This is a genomic window from [Limnothrix rosea] IAM M-220 (genome assembly GCF_001904615.1).
GTDB lineage: Bacteria > Cyanobacteriota > Cyanobacteriia > Cyanobacteriales > MRBY01 > MRBY01.
In genome coordinates this window covers 56,389-77,017 of record NZ_MRBY01000009.1, presented here as the reverse complement: position 1 = coordinate 77,017, position 20,629 = coordinate 56,389, and the positions used below count along the sequence as shown (strand labels likewise).

Here is a 20,629-nt window from a genome sequence, read left to right as displayed (position 1 = left end):
ATTTAAATCTTGGCTGGATATAAACTTTGGGAAATCCTCCTGAAAATTTATAGATGAATTTATAAATGACGGCGTGTTTCGGTCAAATCGTTACCGTTTACAGACATTAAACACGCCATACTATGCAGACTCCCCCCCCATGCCGCCATCAACAAAGGGCAAAATGGTAGATGCTGACAAAATCGGAACAGCTACAGCTCCTAAAAAGTGATGTTACGGCTTGGAATCAATGGCGCAGTGCGAATGACAATATTGAGCTGGATTTGTCGGGGGGAGATTTTGCCGGAGCAGATTTGGCGGCAGCGGATCTAATCGTGGTGAATTTGACGGGGGCAAATTTTTCGGAAGCGAATTTAACGGGTGCTGATTTTCGGGGGTCAATTCTGCGGGGGGCTAATCTGTTTGCGGCTTATCTGGCGGAGGCTTTGCTGTCCCATGGGAAATTATTGGCGGCCAATTTATCGCGGGCAAACCTGACGGGGGCAACTCTAGCTTCGGCGAATCTGGTGCGGGCAAATTTGATGGGCGCAAGGCTCTTTCAAGCGAATCTTGCTTCAACGGATTTAACGGCGGCGGATTTGGGGGCGGCGAGGTTAACGGCGGTAAATCTTGCTAATGCAACTTTGGTGCAAACAAAACTCATCGGCACAAATTTGAAGCAAGCAATTCTCACTAATGCAAATCTCCGAGGGGCAATTTTACGGGGTACAAATCTAAAACAGGCGAATCTCGAAAATGCGAATTTACAGGCAACGGATTTAACGGGGGCGGATTTTTCTGAGGCGAATCTGACAACTGCTAATCTTTCTAAGGCGATCGCCCACCATACGACTTTCCGACGATCAATTTTGACGGGGGCTTGCGTAGAGCAGTGGCGAATTAGCCGTTCAAGCGATTTCCAAGGGGTAAAGTGTGATTATATTTTCGATGAACCGTCCCGGCGATCGCCCGGCAGACCAGACAAATCTTTCGGTGCCTTTGGGTTTAGGCTGTGGCTTATGGACTATCTAAAGGATCACTGAAAACAAATAATCGATATTCAGAAACAACAGGTCAGGCGATCGCCGCCAAATTCTTTATTGCCCAACCGACGAATTGCAGTGATCAAAAGTCGGAGCTGTGGGAAGATCAAAACAGACTGATTTGCGACGAGAATTTTTAATGACTAAGCCCCTGTTACTCCTTATCGATGGACATTCCTTGGCGTTTCGCTGCTACTACGCCTTTTCCAAGTCCAGAAGCGGGGCTTTACGCACTTCCACCGGGATTCCCACCAGTATTTGCTACGGTTTTCTGAATGCGCTCGAACGGGTCATCGAAAATCAAAAACCTACTAGTGTGGCGATCGCCTTTGACCTGCCCAAACCGACCTTCCGCCACGATGCCGACGAAAACTACAAAGCCAACCGCAGTGAAACTCCCGATGATTTTGTGCCGGATTACCTTAATCTACGGGAACTCCTCACCAGCCTCAATGTCACCCAAGTCACAGCCGAGGGTTATGAAGCCGACGATGTTCTCGCGACCCTCGCCCACCACGCTAGTGAAGCCGGACAACAAGTGAAAATCTTGACCGGCGATCGCGACCTGTTTCAGCTCGTTAGCCCAGAAAAAAATACCAGCATTCTTTACCTCGATACCCGCGGCGTGAAAAGCGGCACTTACCAAGAATTTGACCCAGAAGCCGTCGAAGAAAAACTAGGCGTTTTACCAGAGCAAGTAATCGACTTTAAAGCCCTCGCCGGAGACTCATCCGATAACTACAAAGGCGTTAAAGGTATCGGCGAAAAAACAGCGATCAAACTCATCAAAGAATTTGGCACCCTCGATAATATCTATGCCAACCTCGACAACATCAAAGGCGCAACAAAAAAGAAACTCATCGAAGACAAAGAAAGCGCCTACCATTGCCAAAAACTAGCACGGATTTCCCTCGAAGCACCCTTTGATATTCCTTTAGACGAGCTCCATCTAAAAGGTTTTGAAGTAGATAAAGCTGTTGAGATTTTAACAAAACTCGAACTAAAAAAATTCATTCAAAATATTGGCAAACTCCAGCAAACCTTTGGAGCAGAAACAATTGAAATTCCTGCACCCGCTGCCGTAAATCTCGATAATAGCCAAATCAACGCCGCAGGCAATGAACAGCTTTCAATTTTTGCCAGTCCAGCAACAGAAACAACAGCATCAAAATCAGCTGAACCTGCCATTACCGAAGACTTTTTAAAACCACAAATTATTGATACCCCTAAAAAATTAGACGACTTAGTTAACCTCCTTAAAACCAAAACCGATGCCAATGATCCCGTCGCTTGGGATACCGAAACCACTGGTCTTGATCCCAGAGAAGTCGATTTAGTAGGCATTGGTTGTGGATGGGGGTTAGAGCCAACAGATGTTGCCTATATTCCCGTTTCCCATACCGCGGGTGAGCAGTTACCTCGTGAGGAAATCTATCAAGCACTACAACCCATTCTGGCCGATAAAAAATATCCAAAAGTCTTTCAAAATGCCAAATTTGACCGTGCCATTTTCAATCATCAAGGCCTAGATCTAAACGGTGTTGTCTTTGATACGATGCTCGCGAGTTATGTCCTACAGCCAGAATCAAAACATAATCTAACGGACTTGAGCCTGCGCTACATCGGCAATATTGTTGCCAAGAGTTATAAAGATTTAGGGTTAACGAAAAAACAAACGATTGCCGATCTAGATATTCCCACTGCGGCGAACTATTGCGGCTTAGATGTTTATACGACCTATGCTTTAGTTGAAAAATTAAAAGATGAATTAGAAAAAGTCGAAGATGTTGATAAATTGCTGCGGGAAGTTGAGCTACCTCTAGAGCCAGTTTTATATCAGATGGAAAGCAACGGTATTCGTATCGATTTGGATTATCTTCAAGAATTATCTAGTGAGTTAGGGGAAGATTTAGAAAAGTACGAAGAGCGGGTCGAAAATATTGCTGGTCGTCGGTTTAATCTCAACTCTCCCAAACAGCTCGGAGAGGTTTTATTTGACGAATTGGGCTTTGATACGAAAGGCGTTCGTAAAACAAAAACAGGTGCTTATTCCACCAATCAAGCAGTCCTCGAAAAGTTGCATTCCCAGACTAATCATCCCAGTCATAAAATCATTGACTACATTTTGGAATACCGTACCCTAGCGAAACTGAAATCAACCTATGTGGATGCGTTACCGACCCTCGTTAGTAAAAAAACAGGTTGTGTTCACACTGATTTCAACCAGACAATAACCTCGACTGGGCGACTGTCTTCTTCTAATCCAAATTTACAAAATATTCCCATCAGAACTGAATTTTCGAAGCGCATTCGCAAGGCTTTTATTCCCCGCGATGGCTGGATTTTAGCAGCGGCTGATTACTCTCAAATTGAGCTGAGAATCTTGACCCATTTAAGTCAAGAACCAACGCTCTTAAATGCCTATAATACGGGCGGAGATGTGCACCGTGTCACGGCTCAACTCATCTTTGAAAAAGATACTCCAGAGGACGTAACAACGGAAGAAAGACGGCTAGGAAAAATCATTAATTTTGGTGTAATTTATGGCATGGGTTCCCAACGTTTTGCGCGGGAAGCTGGTGTGCCAAAATCCCAAGGTAAAGAGTTTATTGAGCGTTACCATGAGCGCTACTCGAAGGTTTTTGAATATCTTGAACTGGTAAAAAAACAGGCGATCGCCCAGGGTTATGTCACGACAATTCTTAACCGCCGTCGTAATTTCAATTTTGCAAGTCAAGAATGGCAAAAATTAAAAGGTAGTGATCCATTGGCAATTGATCTAGAAGTTCTTCAGAAAAAAAATAGAAACTATAACGATATTCAAGCTTTACGGGCAGCAGCCAATGCCCCCATCCAAGGATCGAGCGCCGACATTATTAAAGTAGCCATGATTCAAATCCATGAGTTGCTGAAGGATTACGAAGCGAAATTATTACTGCAAGTCCACGATGAATTGGTGTTTGAAATGCCACCGGAAGAATGGGATGAATTGCAGGCAAAAATCAAATTGACGATGGAAAATGCGGTGAGTTTATCCATACCTTTAGTGGTCGAAATTAATCGCGGTGCGAATTGGATGGAAGCGAAATAATAATGGCTTTTCTTATTTGTCCCGAAGCGTAGGATTCCCCTAAGTCCTTCTTTTAAGGGGGACTTTCAATTGTTAGTTATTTTCATAGTTTCTGGAATGATTATATGTCCCAAAAAGATATTTATGGTTGGGTTGATCAGTCTCTAAGCACCATCAAAAAGGCCAATTGGTATCGGCAAACTAAGGCGATCGCCGGAAAAGCAGGGGCTGTTGTAGAGCTAAATGGGCGACAGGTTGTTAATTTTGCCAGTAACGATTATCTGGGATTGGCTGGGGATGAGCGCTTAATTAATGCGGCCATTAAAGCCACAAAAGAGTTTGGTACTGGCAGCACTGGCTCGCGTCTAACCAGTGGTCATCGGGATTTACATCGGGAACTAGAACGGGCGATCGCCGATCTCAAGCAAACGGAAGATGCCCTTGTTTTTAGTTCGGGCTATCTCGCTAATCTAGGCACAATTTCGGCGATCGTGAATAAACGAGATGTAATTTTCAGCGATCAATATAATCATTCGAGCTTGAAAAATGGCGCAAAACTTAGCGGCGCAACCTGTATTGATTTTCCCCATAATGATGTCGATGCCCTCAGGGCATTACTGGCTAAACACCGACAAAATTACCGCCGCTGTCTGATTACTGCCGATAGCGTCTTTAGTATGGATGGCGATCTGTGCCCTTTGCCGCAATTGGCGGAACTTGCCGAAGAGTTTGGTGCGATGCTCCTCGTGGATGAAGCCCATGCCACAGGCGTTTTAGGGAAAACGGGGGCAGGTGTCACCGAACATTTCAATTGCACTGGCAAACCGATTATTCAGATTGGCACACTCAGTAAAGCCCTCGGCAGTTTGGGGGGCTATGTCGCTGGCTCAGCCAAACTCATCGATTTTCTCCGGAACCGTGCTGCCACTTGGATCTACACCACAGGATTGTCCCCTGCCGACACCGCTGCGGCGATCGCCGCCATTAAAATTATCCAAACCGAATCGGGACGAAGACAAGAACTTTGGACAAATATCACTCAACTCAAACAAGCATTGGGCAAAGCCGAAATTGTCCCCTCAGAATCCGCGATTTTATGTTTCGGTTTAGAAAATCCAGAACAAGCATTAAACCTAGGTCAAGTATTAATTAAAAAAGGCTTTTTTGCCCCAGCAATCCGTCCGCCAACCGTTCCCACAAGCCGTATTCGTATATCCGTAATGGCGACCCATTCGACCCAACAAATGCAGAATTTGATCGACATTTTGCAAACCCATTTACCGACGAGTTGAAGCATGGTTATTCTTGAATATTGAGCGCTTCCTTTTCTGCATTCAATACTTCTTCCGGAATGCTATAAGTTACCGAACCATTGTCATTAATCCGTAGCTCAACACCTAATTTTTCCAGCTCATTAATCGCTCTTTGGCGCGTCACATTATCGCGGGAATTACTCAACAGTGTGACCCATGCAGTAACCTGAGCTCTTACACTCCGGGGATCTCTGATCAGAAAAGCCGCGGTTTCCCTTGAGCGTGATGCTGCATCGCGACTCTTCATATCGTCATGGTAACCCGCCCATTCCGCAGCTGTTAGATAGGACTTAATGGCATTGTCAATATCCCCCAGAAAAAGATGTTCATCAATGGCTTTCATGCGCCACAGAAATTGCGATCCATCGGGCTGCAATGGTGTCATTTCTGCTAAACCTTTTTCCAAAATTTCAACGGTACGTTCAGGCGTTCCCGCAAATAAGGAACTGCTCCCAGAGAGATAAAAATAGCTTTCGGTAAACCACGGATCATGCTCAACGACTACGTCAAAAAAATCTGCGCTGAGGCGATAGTCCCCGATCGCCCGGGCTTCACTATCACCAAAGTATTGTAAAAATCTTAAGAAAGCCCAATTACCGAGCAAATTATCGAAGCCAAAGGCAGGAAACTTTTCCCAAAGTTCGATATTGTTCTTCTCGACATTCGCTTGACGAGTCACAATTTCAGGGGTGAGGGTATCAGCGTTTTGGATGGTCTCTAGTCTGTGTTGTTGCAGGACGGCGATCGCCGCGCCACAAGATAAAACGAGGGCAGCCAAACCAAAACTTTTTAATTGACCTAAACGCTGAACACTAAGCTCCATAAACACCAAGACAATTCGTGTGATTATTCAAGATTTTAGTCTGTTTACTTGATATTCGTGACTATGGCAGGATTTTTTCGCAATCTCTTTGTTGTGACTTAAATTTACTGACCATGACCAAGGGACAAATGGCGATCGCCGCATGATTTTCAATAGCCCCAAACAAGCGAAAACCTACTCAAGGGGAGTAGGCTCAACGCTTTGATTTAACTAACAAAAAAGATTTACCAAACAACAAATGGAGGTTTACACAAACTCAGAAAACACTTCTCTTAGATATGCCAAACAGGCTGTGATTATAGCTCAATTACCCGATACCGTTAGGTGGTATAACCGAGTCTATCTCGAAAAAAGTTCAAAGGGTTGAGAAGGGTTGCCGAGTGAGATTGAATCAGGAGGCACAGATCATCAATCTCTCCGATGGATAAGGGCTGTTTCAAAGCTCTTATTTGCGCCTTATGTATAAGTTACCAAAGATATCAAAAAAGGGAATTTGTTCTTTACGTCTCTTAATGTTGTTGGTAAATTTCAACCTACATTCTGTCTAGGACTTCGATGCCAAGGAGAGACAAACCGAGTTTTAATGTTCTCGCTGTGGTGTCCGCCAGAATTAGTCGGGAAGTGCGGCGATCGCCTTCTGCTTTGAGGATGGGGCAAGCTTCGTAAAATTGATTAAATTTACGGCTGAGTTCATAGAGATATTCGCAGAGGCGGTTGGGCATGAGGTCGTTTTCGACCACTTCTAAAACCTCTCCCAGTTGAAAAAGATGTTTGGCAAGGGTGAGTTCTGCGGGTTCAGACAAAATAATGGGTGTGTCGGTCGGCAAATTGGCGAGGTCAATGTCTCCCTGACGACTTACACCTTGAACTCGAACATAGGCGTAGAGCATGTAGGGTGCGGTATTGCCTTGGAGCGCCAGCATTTTATCGAAACTAAAAATATAGTTACTAGTACGGTTTTGGCTGAGATCGGCATATTTTACGGCTCCAATACCGACAATTTTGGCGACTTGCTCAATAAATTCCGGTGACTCTTGGCGATCGTCTTCTTTTAAGCGTTTTTCGATATCGGCACGGGAACGAATGATCGCCTCGTCTAAAAGATCCTTTAGCTTAATGGTTTCGCCGGAACGAGTTTTCAGTTTTTTGCCGTCTTCACCCTGCACCAAACCGAAGGGTACATGGACAGCTTCCACGTCATCGGTGAGAAAGTTGGCGCGTTTTGCCACCTGAAAAACTTGGGCGAAATGTCCCGCCTGCCCTGAATCCGTAACATAAACAATCCGATCTGCGCCATCTTCTTTGATGCGGTAACGAATTGCGGCTAAATCGGTGGTCGCATAGTTAAAGCCACCGTCGGATTTTTGCACAATCAACGGTAGGCGATCGCCGTCCTTATTTTTAAAACCTTCGAGGAAAACACATTGCGCGCCAGCATCTTCTTCCAGCAACCCCACTTCGTCTAAATCTTTGACCACGTCTGCGAGGTAGGGATTGTAGAAAGATTCGCCCCGTTCAGTAATTTTGATATCGAGGGTGTCATAAATTTTCTGAAATTCCCGGCGGGATTGGTCGCAAAGTAATTGCCATGCCTGACGACTTTCCTCATCACCAGATTGCAATGCCACCACTTGTTTACGAGAGGCTTCTTTAAAGGCTTCGTCTTCGTCAAATCGAATTTTTGCTTTCTTATAAAACCCCACCAAATCACCAATATCAAGGGCATCAGCTTTCGTTAGCGCATCGGGATAGGCTTCTTTTAAATACGTAATCAACATCCCAAATTGTGTACCCCAGTCCCCAACATGGTTTAAACGCAGTACATCTTGCCCGCGAAACTCCAGCACCCGCGCAATGGAATCCCCAATAATCGTTGAGCGCAAATGTCCGACGTGCATTTCTTTGGCGATATTCGGGCTAGAAAAATCCACCACTACTTTCTGAGGATTTGCGACGGTTTCAACACCGAGGCGATCGCTCTGTTGGAGTTCTTTTAATAAGGTTTCGAGGTAGCTAGGCTTTAGGGTGAAATTAATAAATCCCGGTCCGGCGATCGTTGGCGTTTCACAAAGCTCTGCCACATCAAGGGCATCTATCAGCTCTTGGGCAATAACTCTCGGATTTTTCTTTAATAGTTTTGTTAGTGATAAAGCGACGTTGGATTGGTAATCACCAAACTTCGGATTACTAGCCTGCACAACGAGGGGATCTGTATCTTTGCAGCCTTCTCCAAATGCTTTTACAAGAGCATCAGAAACAGCATTTTTTAGTTGAGATAATATCGATTTCATAAAAAATCAGTTGTCTTTGTATATAAATTAAAGATAGATATTTAGAAAGCAGTAAAAAAAGACTCTATTACAATCTCATTTGACTATATGGATTTTTTCGTTAAGCAAAAATAAGAAAAATCTTACTAAATCAATCGTCTTGAAAAACTTCGAGATAAGGATCATAGCAAAATGCCCGATTACGTTTTTGACCTGTGATCTCTCTCAACAAATCAAGTTGACAAAGAGCTTTGACAAGCTTATTCGCATTAGTGTAAGACAATCCTGTAACTTCTATAGCATGGTCTATAGTAAAGATAGGCTTAAAATAAAGGGTCTCCAATAAGGCGATCGCATTTCCAGATTTGCGTCCCATTTCATCTAAAACTAAAAGGCGACTCGTCTCTTTTAGATGAACGATATTTCGTGCTGTTTTAGCCGCTTCATTAGCTGTAACAGCGACACCTTTCAAGAAAAATTTCAACCAGCTTTCCCAATCTCCAAAATCCCTTACTCTTTGCAAAAGATCATAGTAGTCACTACGATATTTTTTAAAGTAGTAAGAAAGATAGAGTAGTGGCCTTTGTAAAACACCTTTCTCGCAAAGTAGAAACGTTACTAATAACCGACCGACCCTACCATTTCCATCTAAAAAAGGATGTATCGTTTCAAATTGAGCATGGGCTAATCCGACTTTAATCAAGATTGGCATCGGAGTCGAACTGTGTAGAAAAGATTCTAAATTTGTTAAACATTGGTGCATTTCATCTGGCGGAGGAGGTACATAGCTAGCGTTATTAAGGGTGCAACCACCCGATCCTATCCAATTTTGACTTCTACGGAATTCCCCCGGACTAAGTTTTGAACCCCGTACCCCCTTCATCAATTTGCCATGAATTTCCCGAATTAAACGTAAAGAGATAGGTAATGAGTGGATGCGTTCTAAACCATAGTTTATTGCTGCGATGTAGTTAACGACTTCCTCAACATCCTGAGGGTTACTGGGTTCTAAAGTTTGTGATTCAAATTCTAGTACATCCATTAATGAAGCTTGGGTTCCTTCAATTTGACTAGAAAGTAGAGCTTCTTTACGTACATACATAAAAACGAGTAGATCTGGATTTGGGAGAGCATCTGTTGAACCATCTAAGCGACCTAATGCTCTATCGGCTTCTGAAAGCAGATTCCACATTTCCTGATCCATGATGATTTCTGGACTTGGTGGCAAAGGTTTTGGGATGAAGGCTCGATACCCCTTCATTTGCTGAATATATTGACCTGCTCGATTCGTCTGCACTATTAATTATCGTTTTTGTTCATATGGCTGTGCTTTGATATGTATATTAATGGAAAAAGGCATTTAACGTTAATAGCGTAACAAGTCCCATATGACTGAAATTTTCTGGCACTAACTAGTCTTGGATATATTCTGCACCAGTAAGCAAGGCAATTTCCGCACGAACAAATTCGCGTCCAAGATATAGAGCATGGTCAAACATTGAAATGGGGCAAGGGTCAGCCTCTTCCGTAATTTTCATGCCGAGTTCTTTCGCGGTGCGTCCGGTGTAAACAGTCGTGTGCGATCGCCCCAAATCCCCTTTACAAGATAAAACTTCGCCAGTCTCTGGGTCAGTCGCTAAACCTTGATCATTAATTGCATTGGTGAAATGTTTCGCGCAAATCAATCCCTGTTCGCGGTCGAGATAGATTAGGAAATAACCTTTAGGATCGAGGTCAATGTGGCGATTGGAATATTCGTTATCGAGGACAGCTAAAGCTTCAGCGGAAACAGTCATTGGTTTTCAGAAATTGCATTTTCGGCACAGTCATTCAGTATATCCCACCTACTAGCATCCCAAAATAGAACCCCATAGTCTATAAAACTACGGGGTCAAATCAGGCCAGTTTTTTCGAAAGGCGATCGCCTGATTCACCTTTCTTTTTGATGCACTCATTCATGCTCTAAATCGATGCCTGACAAAACCTTAATTCCCCTGATTTGAAACCACTGTTACCGAACCATCAGGAGCAACCGTCACCACTGACTGATAGGTGAAATCGAGGGATTCAGGGCGACGACCTTGGAAAGTAAACGTAAAACTCCCGTCTGCATTTTCCACGTAGGGTGCATCGTTCGGGTTGCCATGCATCGCTGCCTCTGCACGATAGTTTCCGAGGCCACCATTGGCTTCTTCCGCTGCTTGGCGGGCAAGATTTTTGGCTTGATTTAGGTCGATTGTAGTCGCTGAAATAGTTTCAATCGCGGCATTAGCACGGGGTTCGCCATTGTAATCAATTACAACCGAGCCATCGGTCAACACTGTGATCACACTCTCATAGGTGAAATCAAGGGATTCAGGACGGCGACCCATAAAGGTGAAGGTGTAGCTACCATCCGCATTGGTGACGTAGGGCGCATTGTTCGGATTGCCATGCATTGAGGCTTCGGCACGATATTCCCCAAGACCGCCGTTGGCTTGTTCTGCCGTTTGGCGGGCAAGGTTTTTAGCTTGATTTAAATCAAAAGATTGCACCGTTGTGGTGCTGGCAACGGAAGATGTGCGGGGTTCACCGTTGTAATCAATCACGACTGAGCCATCGGGAAAGACCGTTACTTCGCTTTCATAGGTGAAATCAAGGGAGTCAGGGTGGCGACCCATAAAGGTGAAGGTATAGCTTCCATCTGGATTCTCGACATAGGGCGCATTGTTTGGATTACCATGCATCGAAGTTTCGGCACGATATTCTCCCAAACCACCATTGGCGACTTCAATGGTTTGGCGGGCTAAATTTTTTGCGTTATTTAACCCAAAAGCAAATGTGGCGTTACCGGGGTTAACTTGAGCTAAGCGCATAGGGCTTGCTTGAGCCATGGTGGAGGGTTGCAGAGTTACAACAACACCGAAAGCAAATAAAGATGAGAGGTATAAATTTTTCATGGATATTTTCACGCAAACAAGAATGGGGCAGAGGCGATCGCCGGGGTTCTAGTCAACACAGAAGTAAAGCACGAGAAAAAAGTTTCCGTAAGTCTACGGTAAAACTGGATAATAGAAACGGTTTATTCGCTTTGGGGACAATATGAGCCGTTCGCTGCCGATTTCCGCTTATTACCACCAACGTACAAAATACGACCCCGAAACGATCGCCCAACGAGGCAAAACACTCAATTGGTCAGCCCAACCGAGTCCCTTTAAAGGCTACAAAATAGGGACAAGCTACGACCTAAAACCCTACCTTGAGCTAGACAAAAACGAGCCAGAGTGGGAATCCCTGTCCTATCTATTGCTGCTCAGCTATGGACTGACGGCCAAACTCGCGACGGGCGGTGGTAATTTCATTTATCTACGTTCTGCTCCCTCGGCTGGGGGGCTGTATCCCGCTGAGGTTTATCTCATTTCCCGCGGCACTGATCTCTTACCTGCGGGGCTATACCATTACCAACCCCAAACCCATAATCTCCTGCGTTTCTGGGATGACCACTGCTGGGCAGAACTGCGAGGGGCTTGTTTTCTACACCCAGCCCTTGAAAAGACCCAGCTAGCCCTCGTTACCACGGCTATTTTTTATCGCTCCGCTTGGCGCTACGAAGACCGTGCCTACCGCCGCGTATTTCTAGATACGGGGCATCTTTTAGGCAATATTAATCTTGCCGCCTCGATGCAGGGCTTCCGCTCCCATCTCATCGGAGGCTTCAGCGATCGCCTCATGAATGACTTGCTATACCTCGATGGCGAAGCAGAATCCGTCACCAGCGTCCTTGCCCTCAATGGCAATCCCCAAACATCAAGTCTTGGTCGAACGACTTTACCTTCACCGGCCATGATGGATTATCCAGAGCTAGACGACGGAGAACTATTACCCGCATTGCACCAAGCCTCAAAAATTGTCACAAAAGCTTCAGTGCCACCACGTCAACCCGACATCCTTGAAGACAAATACAATTTTCCCTTTGGCCTCAAATTTTCCCTAGCCAGCACCTCCGACGAAACCCGTTACAACACCCGCGTGGATTGGGGAGAAGATTTAGAGGATTTAGAAGAAGCGATCCTCAAACGCCGTTCGACTCGGGGTTATACCGGGGAAGACTTGACCCTCGAAGAACTCCAGCAGCTCCTAAATTTCACCTATCACCCCGAAGACTATGGCGAGCAAGGGTTAACCACAGATCCCGACTATTTTGACCTGAGTTTAATCGAAACCTTTGTGGCTGTTTCCGGTGTAGAGGGACTCGATGCTGGCTGCTATTATTACGCCCCGAAAGCCCAAGAACTACGACAAATTCGCTTTAAAAATTTCCGAGAAGAGTTGCACTACCTTTGTCTTGGGCAAAATCTTGGTAGAGATGCGGGAGCCTTGATTTTTCATACCGCAGATCTGGCTCAGGCCGTCGCTCGCTACGGCGATCGCACCTATCGTTACCTCCACCTCGATGCCGGCCAGCTTGGGCAACGATTAAACCTAGCGGCCATTCAGCTGGGATTAGGCGTAAGCGGCATTGCAGGCTTTTTTGACGATCAAGTTAATGAAGTACTGGGTATTCCTGACGATGAAGCCGTACTGTACATCACAACCCTAGGCGTTCCGAATGAACAGTAAAGGGCAAAACCAAAGAATCCCTAAGCGCTAAAAAAGTCGCGGAATATTTAAAGAATAGGTATTCACAGAAATCTGGGGTGGCGAACAAGCAATCCGAAAACCAACCGAATCCACCTGAAAGTCAAGGTCAATCACATACCGAAATGATGACCGACAGTACCGTGGGTGATTAAACCAAGAGCCACCCCGGAGTACCTTGGCATCTTGCTTTTCTGTTTGTTGCCATGCACTGCCGTCTTCGGGAGCTTCTTCATAATTTCTGTAGTAATCGTCTTCACACCATTCCCAAACATTGCCATGCATATCGTAGAGCTGGAAGTTGTTTGAATCAAAGGATCCGACTGGTGTTGTTTTCCCTCGAAATTTGCCAATTTTTTCCGTGCCATAGGGTTCGTTCGTATTGAAATTAGCGGTTTGATCGTTAATGGTTTGGCCGAAATGGAAGGATTCGTAGTAATGCTTATTCCAATATTCTTGGGAAACTTTAGAGGTCATCGGTTTACGCAGAACCCCGCGACAGGCATATTCCCATTCTGCTTCGGTAGGCAGGCGATATTGAATTTTTGAGATTTTGCTTAGTCTTGCACAAAATTCTTTTGCATCTAGCCAAGAAACTTGTTCTACGGGAAGTTCGTCTCCCTCGAATCGGGACGGGCTTGGTGCAAGCTCTCGCTCAATGGGTCTTAATTCTGCGATTATGCGCCACTGGGCTTGGGTGATGGGATATTTCCCTAGAAAAAAATCAGGGATTTCGACCCAGTGCTGTGGTGACTCGTTTTGATACCAGCTATTGTCATATTCTTGGCACAGCCTTTCTATTTCTGCTTCTGATGTTCCCATCCAAAACCCTCCACCACCGATCTTCGTCATGTGGATGGATATTTCCTCTGGCTCTTCTGCGAGGATTTCTTTGTACTGGACGATATCTATCATGGAGCCTCAAAAGTACTACGCATATTCTCTCAGCATATCGAACTCTCTAGCACCGCAAAAACTCTTCTGTACTGTAAATGAGAAAATTTAATAAGCGACTTTATTTTACTTTTCTTTTTCCTAGGATGCGATCGCCATTGTTATTTTTTCCCAAGTCTTCAGTTGGGTGATGATGGGTTTTGTCTTTGCGGTAATGGGGCGATCGCCATTAAGGGGTATCTTGAATATTTTATGTAATGTTTTGGATATATTTGGATCTATGAAGACGGCGGTAATATTTCTGTATGGCGCTATGGATTTCATTGGTTATAACCCATAGTCGGTAACATTTTTCCCATGAAACTCGCGGCAAATACATGTTAGAGATTACAAATCTAAAAAAAGCTTATGGTCAGCGACAAGTGCTCGATGGCCTAGCGCTCCACATTCAAGCGGGCGAAATTTATGGGTTGTTGGGGGCGAACGGTGCGGGGAAAACGACCACCATTAATATTCTCTGTAATCTACTAAATGCCGATAGTGGTGAGCTGCGTATTGCCGGACAGCGAGTGTCTGAGGCGACAAAGAAAATCATTGGCGTTGCGCCCCAAGAAAATCTCCTTTATAAAACCCTCAGTTGCGCGGAAAATCTCCGATTCTTTGGCAAAATCTACGGTCTTCGCGGTAAAAAATGCGATCGCCGCATTCAGTATTGTCTAGAAGCAGTGGGATTGAGCGATAGAGCAAATTCTCCTGTGGAATCTCTGAGTGGCGGTATGCAGCGGCGGATGAATGTGGCGGTGGCCCTCGTGCATAATCCAAAGCTTTTAATCCTTGACGAACCGACCACCGGACTCGATATCGAAACCCGTTATGACATTTGGGCTTTAATCCAACGGTTACGGTCTGACGGCATGACTATTTTGCTCACGACCCATCTCCTCGATGAAGCGGAAAGACTGTGCCAACGTATTGGCATCCTCAAAGGGGGTCAAATTATTGCGGAGGGAACTCTCCCTGAACTGCGCAAAATGATTCCCGCCAAGGAAATTGTGGTCATTAAAACCCAAGAAGAAGAGACGGCGATCGCCCGGGGGGAGGCAGCGGGATTTACCCAGCGCAGCTATGGCGGTGATTTGGCTTTTTGGTTACCCGACCAGCTGGAACTCAAAGAAATTCTTGATATTTTTGACGGCATTCCCCTCGACTCCATTGCCCGGCAGCCTGTTCAGCTCGAACACATCTATATCGAAATTACAAAACATTCCGTAGCAACCCCGTCTCCGTCTGAAGTTGTGTAAAACAGTAGTAGTCTTTTTTTTTTAATAATGTTGAAATCTTTTTTTGCGTCCACGGCGATCGCCCTTTCCCTGAGCCTTGCCCCGATTAGCGCCTTTGCCGAACCCGAACCAATTCACCCTGAAACCATCTCACCAGAAAAATTAGCTTTAATCGAAGAATTGCGGGTGCTCACCAAGCGCGACGAAAATGCCACCCAAGTCCTCGACATTATGATGAGCCAGATGCAGGATCAGGCCAGCGCCATGAGTAAAAGTCTTTTTGGGGAAGCCGCAGATCCCACAGTGATAGCTGCTTTTGACGAAACCTTCACACGCATTGTTGAACGTATGTATACCCTGATGCAGGCAGAAATTGACTTTGCTGCGGTGCAAGAGGACATTGATTTCAAGCTCTATAACGAATATTACTCGGCGGCAGAACTCGCGGATTTAATCGCATTTTACAAAACCCCCACCGGCCAGAAAACCGCTGAAATTTATCCCCAGCTTGCCCAGCGCTCCATGGAACTCTTTAGTGCCGAAGTCACTCCCACCATGATGGAAATTCAGCAGCAGGTGCTCATGGAAGAGCTTTCCGCTGGTTTTGAGATGATGCCGGACTATGGAGCACCCGAATCAGAGGAAGAGTATGACACCCAGACAAATACTGATGAAACAACAATGTAGGGCGATCGCCCCTAGGAGCGTAAAATATTCATCACAAGAGTAGACCCCAACTCCAAAGCCATAAATGCCGAGCCGATGATCAACGAAACCCCAGACCCTAAACCCGAAGAGATTCCAGAAGAGCCACTACCTAGCCCCCTACGGTGTTGGAGCGGTACAGCCGTTGCCAGTAGTATGTCCTTTGCCGCATTTTTAGTGACCCGCAAGGTCATCACAAATTTTGCGAGCACCCCTCCAACAGGCAATGATTTAGCCCTACGCATTGCTATTACTGTGCGCACATTAGTCGTGGGTGTTTTAACCATGGCAACGGGGGTATTTGGACTCATTGCCTTAGGGTTACTTCTACTGGGTGTTAAATCTTTATTGGAGTCCCTAAAAAATCCAGAATCTGAAGAGGCATCCTAGCTTCTCCGCTGATGGCAAAGGCCATTGATAAAAACGTTATTTTTGTAAGCGATTAGAGACTACCTATGGAAATATTAGATATTGCAATGGGCATTTTAGCGCTATTAATTGTGGGAGGCGGTTTAATTATGCTTTTCCAAGGGGCGATCGCCATGAATGGGAAAGACTAATCCCACCATCACCATGGCAAAGTGGGCATCGTTTTACGTCTGACCTACGAACGCAGCATTATCCATTTTTTAAGTATTTTGAAAGGTGTAGACGACCCGGTAAAGCATCTGATAGATGGGGGAGCAACGGTACTGTTATTTCTCAGTGCAGTGGTCATTTTTGGCTGGCACACTGAATCTTCCCGACTGATACAAATTCATCCAAGCTATGTGCCGATGCAGTTTAATACGGCCCTCGGATTTGGGTTGATTGGTGTATCTTTACTACTGCTAAATTACCAACGGCAGGTCTTTGCAAGGGGTTTTGCTAGTCTGCTTTGTGTGCTGGGGATGCTGACTTTAAGTCAATATATTTTTGATATTAATCTCGGCATTGATGAGCTATTTGTCGATCATCACATTGAGGTGGAAACGTCCCATCCGGGACGAATGGCTCCCAACACAGCCCTAAATTTCATGCTGAGTGGGGCGGCGATCGCCTTTATCAACCGTCGGCGACTCACATTAAATAGTGTATTCTTCGCATCACTGTCTAGTGCCCTAGTGACCGTTTTTGGTTTTGTGGCACTTTTTGGCTATCTTTCTGGGGTAGAAACCGCCTACGGTTGGGGCAAACTGACCCGCATGGCTTTACACACTTCCGTCGGATTTGTCTGGGCTGGACTGTGGTTAATGATAGTAACGGCACAAATAAGTCTGAGTAAACTCAAACAAATTCCCTTGGGGCTTTTGCCGATGGTCGCCGGGATGTCGGTGCAAACGATCACCATTGCCCTATGGCAAGCTTTAGTTGCAGCAGAGAATTTATTAGTTAAGCAATATAGCGTTGATAAACAAAATACCCTTGCGGAATTGATTTTAATCAGTGGTAGCTTTCTGGCCATCAGTTTGGCGATCGCCCTGTATCTGATCGGTAAACTGCAACAGCAACTGGAAGATTTAAAAGAAGCTCAGCAACGAATTCTCCAGCTCAATAGCCAGCTCGAAAAGCTCTCCTATTTAGACTCTCTCACGGGCATTCCCAACCGCCGCATGTTCGACCTCACCCTCGAAAAAGAATGGGGACGAGCACTGCGTAATCAAACATCATTGGCCCTAGTGTTTATTGATCTCGACTGCTTTAAACCCTATAACGACTTTTATGGTCACCAGCAGGGAGATCTTGCTTTAGCCCAAATTGCGATAGCGATTAATCGTCTAGCGCGACGTACAACAGATTTGGCAGCACGATATGGCGGTGAAGAATTTGTTTTACTGCTCCCTGAGGCGAATGCTATCTATGCTCAGGCGATCGCCGCCGAATTAGTACGAACCATCCGAGACCTAGCACTCCCCCACCTCAAATCCAATGTTTTGCCCCTTGTCACCATTAGTGCCGGAGTGAGCTTAACGGTGCCCCAGCCGTCAATGACCCCGAAAGAACTTTTGCAAGCCGCGGATCAAGCCCTCTACCAAGCCAAAGCCAAGGGGCGTAACCAAGCCGTTTTTTATGACGCTAAAAAAAATCCAGTTATTTAGAAGCTATCGGTAAAGCCGCCACAATCGCATCTAGGACTCGACTAACTGGCACAACCTCAATCCCTAGATTTTCCGAAAGCTTTTGTCCCTTGGGAATAATCGCCCTAGTAAAACCGAGTTTTTTGGCCTCCTTCAGGCGCGTTTCAAGGTGAGAAACCGGACGAATTTGCCCGCCTAAACCCACTTCACCAATCAAAATCGTTTTCGGATCAACCATGCGATCGCGGAAACTAGCAATTAACGCCACAGCCATACCCAAATCAACCGCCGGTTCAGAAACGGTTAATCCTCCAGCAGAAGCCACATAGGCATCAAGCTTAGACAAGGGAATACCCACCCGCTTTTCCAGCACCGCCAAAATTTGCTGTAGCCGAGAATAATCTACCCCTGTGGTAGATCGCCGTGGGGAAGCATAACTCGTCGGACTCACTAAAGCCTGTAATTCGACCAGTAGTGGCCGTGTCCCCTCACAGGCAACAACCGTGGCCGTACCGGGAGTTTCCTCATCACGATTACCGAGAAATAATTCCGAAGGATTCAGTACTTCCTCTAGACCTTGCTCACACATTTCGAAAATACCGACTTCGTGGGTTGCCCCAAAGCGATTTTTAACCGAGCGCAATAGACGATGGGAAGCATAGCGATCCCCCTCAAAATACAGCACTGTATCCACTAGATGCTCTAAAACTCTCGGCCCGGCGATCGCCCCTTCCTTGGTGACATGTCCCACAATAAACAGCGTAATATTATCTCGCTTCGCTACCCGCATTAAAGCCGACGTACATTCCCGCACCTGAGATACCGACCCCGGCGCAGAACTTAACGACGAATAATATAGCGTCTGAATACTATCAATTACCGCTACCTGGGGACGCAAGGTTTCTAGCTCTGAGAGAATCGTCTCTAAACCTGTTTCCGTCAAAATATAGAGATTTTCCTCCGGATTATTCTCCGCCGACTTGAGGCGATCGCCCCGCAGCTTAATTTGTTGACCCGACTCCTCCGCCGAAACATAAAGAATACGCGGCAACTTTTCACTGAGCTGATAAGCAACCTGCAACAGTAGAGTCGATTTGCCAATGCCCGGATCACCACCAATGAGCACCAAAGAACCCGGCACAATTCCACCACCCAAAACACGATCCAACTCACCATAACCAGACGGAAACCTTAACTGTTGACTCGTGTCAATTTGATTGAATTTTAGGGCCACCCGCGGCTTTGCATCAGTAGATTTACTTCTATTAGGAGATGACGATTTATTGTGCCAACTACGACTAACACCAGAATTTACAATCTTCTCTCGAATTTCCTCTTGCAGCGATCCATACACACCACAACTTGGGCATTTTCCAAACCATTGCCGTGATTCCGCACCACATTCTCGACAGACGTGAACAGTCTTTGCTTTTGCCATGAATTGTTAAGCTAAATGTAAAAAAATGACGAAATAATTGCCCTGAAAATTAGAAAATAGACTCACATTCCAAAATAAATCTTAAAAAAACACTTTTTTTGCCGAAAAACAGCCTTTCAGCCTCCATCAAACCTCAGGAAAGCGATATTCTTATAACTAGAGAACTTTAATTAATAAACTTCAACATCACTTACCGAAAGTCAATAAGGAGCGTGAAAGAACTTGGAAAATCATAAAGAAAGAATTCTCGTCGTTGACGATGAAGCGAGCATTCGACGCATTCTCGAAACTCGTCTTTCCATGATTGGTTACGAGGTAGTTACCGCAGCCGATGGCGAAGAAGCACTAGGAACCTTTACCGAGGCAGATCCAGACTTGGTTGTGCTTGATGTCATGATGCCAAAGCTTGATGGCTATGGTGTCTGTCAAGAGCTTCGCAAAGAGTCTGATGTTCCTATCATTATGCTCACAGCTCTCGGTGACGTTGCTGATCGCATTACAGGTCTAGAACTCGGCGCAGATGATTATGTCGTTAAGCCTTTCTCTCCGAAAGAACTTGAGGCCAGAATCCGCTCTGTACTGCGTCGTGTTGATAAAAATGGCATTACTGGTATCCCCAGTTCTGGCGTAATTCATGTTGGTTCCATTCGCATTGATACCAATAAGCGTCAAGTTTATAAAGGTGACGAGCGTATCCGTTTAACGGGGATGGAATTTAGCTTATTAGAGCTGCTTGTTAGTCGTTCTGGGGAGCCTTTCTCCCGCTCAGAAATTCTCCAAGAGGTTTGGGGCTATACGCCTGAGCGTCATGTTGATACTCGTGTGGTGGATGTTCACATCTCTCGCTTAAGGGCAAAACTAGAGGATGATCCTAGTAACCCAGAGCTGATTTTGACGGCGCGGGGAACAGGTTACCTTTTCCAACGTATCCTCGAACTTGGTGATGAGTAGACCATGCTCATTAGTTGATCAAAGCTCTTTTAGATTCCTTCGGTTAATGACATAGATCATAGTGCTGTATCAACTATGGTCTTGTTGTTAGGGAAAGCTTTTTGTACTGGGTTATTTTGTATGTTGTTGTGAAGTAATTTGAGTCTTTAACTTTTTTTCCTATGCCGCAGGGATCTGGCTTCTCTTTTT

General features: G+C 45.4%; 18 protein-coding genes. 10 read left to right on the top strand and 8 right to left on the bottom strand.

The features are described 5' to 3' along the window. The first annotated feature begins 170 nt into the window (after positions 1-170). From NIES208_RS05785 to bioF, 4 genes are all read left to right on the top strand, one after another. Positions 171-1,022: a pentapeptide repeat-containing protein gene (locus NIES208_RS05785; RefSeq protein WP_075890651.1), complete on the top strand. Its 852-nt coding sequence runs from the start codon at positions 171-173 to the stop codon at positions 1,020-1,022. Beyond that, a complete protein-coding gene (locus NIES208_RS18885; RefSeq protein ID WP_171971726.1) occupies positions 992-1,162 on the top strand; it encodes a hypothetical protein in 171 nt (56 codons plus the stop codon). Before NIES208_RS05785 ends, NIES208_RS18885 begins: the two co-directional genes overlap by 31 nt. Beyond that, positions 1,162-4,113 (top strand): DNA polymerase I, encoded by a 2,952-nt coding sequence (gene polA / locus NIES208_RS05780; protein WP_075890649.1) that lies wholly within the window; start codon positions 1,162-1,164, stop codon positions 4,111-4,113. Before NIES208_RS18885 ends, polA begins: the two co-directional genes overlap by 1 nt. A 104-nt stretch (positions 4,114-4,217) precedes the next feature. Next, positions 4,218-5,384 (top strand): 8-amino-7-oxononanoate synthase, encoded by a 1,167-nt coding sequence (gene bioF, locus NIES208_RS05775; RefSeq protein WP_075890647.1) that lies wholly within the window; start codon positions 4,218-4,220, stop codon positions 5,382-5,384. Between the two features lie 7 nt (positions 5,385-5,391). Here bioF and NIES208_RS05770 read toward each other — a convergent pair whose 3' ends face one another. The 5 genes from NIES208_RS05770 to NIES208_RS19190 all read right to left on the bottom strand — a co-directional run bounded on the left by NIES208_RS05770 (position 5,392) and on the right by NIES208_RS19190 (position 11,437). Next, a complete protein-coding gene (locus tag NIES208_RS05770) occupies positions 5,392-6,228 on the bottom strand; it encodes a hypothetical protein (protein ID WP_075890645.1) in 837 nt (278 codons plus the stop codon). Positions 6,229-6,761: 533 nt separating this feature from the next. Then, a complete protein-coding gene (gene argS / locus NIES208_RS05765) occupies positions 6,762-8,519 on the bottom strand; it encodes an arginine--tRNA ligase (protein ID WP_075890643.1) in 1,758 nt (585 codons plus the stop codon). A gap of 130 nt (positions 8,520-8,649) precedes the next feature. Next, complete coding sequence (locus NIES208_RS05760) at positions 8,650-9,726, bottom strand: Fic family protein (protein WP_235641341.1); 1,077 nt, start codon at positions 9,724-9,726, stop codon at positions 8,650-8,652. A 184-nt stretch (positions 9,727-9,910) separates the two neighbouring features. Next, the gene (locus NIES208_RS05755) at positions 9,911-10,294 is read right to left on the bottom strand and encodes a DUF4346 domain-containing protein (RefSeq protein WP_075890639.1); all 384 of its coding nucleotides are present in this window, start codon (positions 10,292-10,294) and stop codon (positions 9,911-9,913) included. Between the two features lie 189 nt (positions 10,295-10,483). After that, complete coding sequence (locus NIES208_RS19190; RefSeq protein WP_075890637.1) at positions 10,484-11,437, bottom strand: hypothetical protein; 954 nt, start codon at positions 11,435-11,437, stop codon at positions 10,484-10,486. Between the two features lie 142 nt (positions 11,438-11,579). On the opposite strand from NIES208_RS19190, the gene NIES208_RS05745 reads away from it, so the two are divergent. Continuing rightward, entirely contained in the window at positions 11,580-13,097 is a 1,518-nt protein-coding gene (locus NIES208_RS05745) for a SagB/ThcOx family dehydrogenase (RefSeq protein ID WP_075890635.1), read from the top strand. Positions 13,098-13,124: 27 nt separating this feature from the next. Here the strand turns inward: NIES208_RS05745 and NIES208_RS05740 are convergent, their stop codons facing one another. Together NIES208_RS05740 and NIES208_RS05735 are read right to left on the bottom strand one after the other, a co-directional pair. Further along, positions 13,125-14,030 carry a formylglycine-generating enzyme family protein gene (locus NIES208_RS05740; RefSeq protein ID WP_075890633.1) on the bottom strand — a complete coding sequence of 302 codons (906 nt, stop codon included), beginning with the start codon at positions 14,028-14,030 and terminating at the stop codon, positions 13,125-13,127. Between the two features lie 120 nt (positions 14,031-14,150). After that, on the bottom strand, positions 14,151-14,333 hold the full coding sequence (locus NIES208_RS05735; RefSeq protein WP_075890631.1) for a hypothetical protein: 183 nt from the start codon (positions 14,331-14,333) through the stop codon (positions 14,151-14,153). Positions 14,334-14,386: 53 nt separating this feature from the next. Between NIES208_RS05735 and NIES208_RS05730 the strand changes: the two genes are divergently transcribed. The 4 genes from NIES208_RS05730 (at position 14,387) to NIES208_RS05715 (ending at position 18,072) form a co-directional block, all read left to right on the top strand. After that, positions 14,387-15,310 (top strand): ABC transporter ATP-binding protein, encoded by a 924-nt coding sequence (locus NIES208_RS05730; RefSeq protein ID WP_075890629.1) that lies wholly within the window; start codon positions 14,387-14,389, stop codon positions 15,308-15,310. 27 nt (positions 15,311-15,337) lie between these two features. Then, positions 15,338-15,976 carry a DUF2059 domain-containing protein gene (locus NIES208_RS05725; RefSeq protein WP_075890627.1) on the top strand — a complete coding sequence of 213 codons (639 nt, stop codon included), beginning with the start codon at positions 15,338-15,340 and terminating at the stop codon, positions 15,974-15,976. A gap of 75 nt (positions 15,977-16,051) precedes the next feature. Continuing rightward, a complete protein-coding gene (locus NIES208_RS05720; RefSeq protein ID WP_084176547.1) occupies positions 16,052-16,384 on the top strand; it encodes a DUF3082 domain-containing protein in 333 nt (110 codons plus the stop codon). A 191-nt stretch (positions 16,385-16,575) separates the two neighbouring features. After that, positions 16,576-18,072: a diguanylate cyclase gene (locus NIES208_RS05715; RefSeq protein WP_075890625.1), complete on the top strand. Its 1,497-nt coding sequence runs from the start codon at positions 16,576-16,578 to the stop codon at positions 18,070-18,072. Here the strand turns inward: NIES208_RS05715 and radA are convergent. Beyond that, entirely contained in the window at positions 18,065-19,489 is a 1,425-nt protein-coding gene (gene radA / locus NIES208_RS05710) for a DNA repair protein RadA (RefSeq protein ID WP_075890623.1), read from the bottom strand. The genes NIES208_RS05715 and radA overlap by 8 nt on opposite strands. Positions 19,490-19,711: 222 nt before the next feature. On the opposite strand from radA, the gene rpaB reads away from it, so the two are divergent. Then, on the top strand, positions 19,712-20,440 hold the full coding sequence (gene rpaB / locus NIES208_RS05705; protein ID WP_075890622.1) for a response regulator transcription factor RpaB: 729 nt from the start codon (positions 19,712-19,714) through the stop codon (positions 20,438-20,440). Positions 20,441-20,629 lie beyond the last annotated feature (189 nt).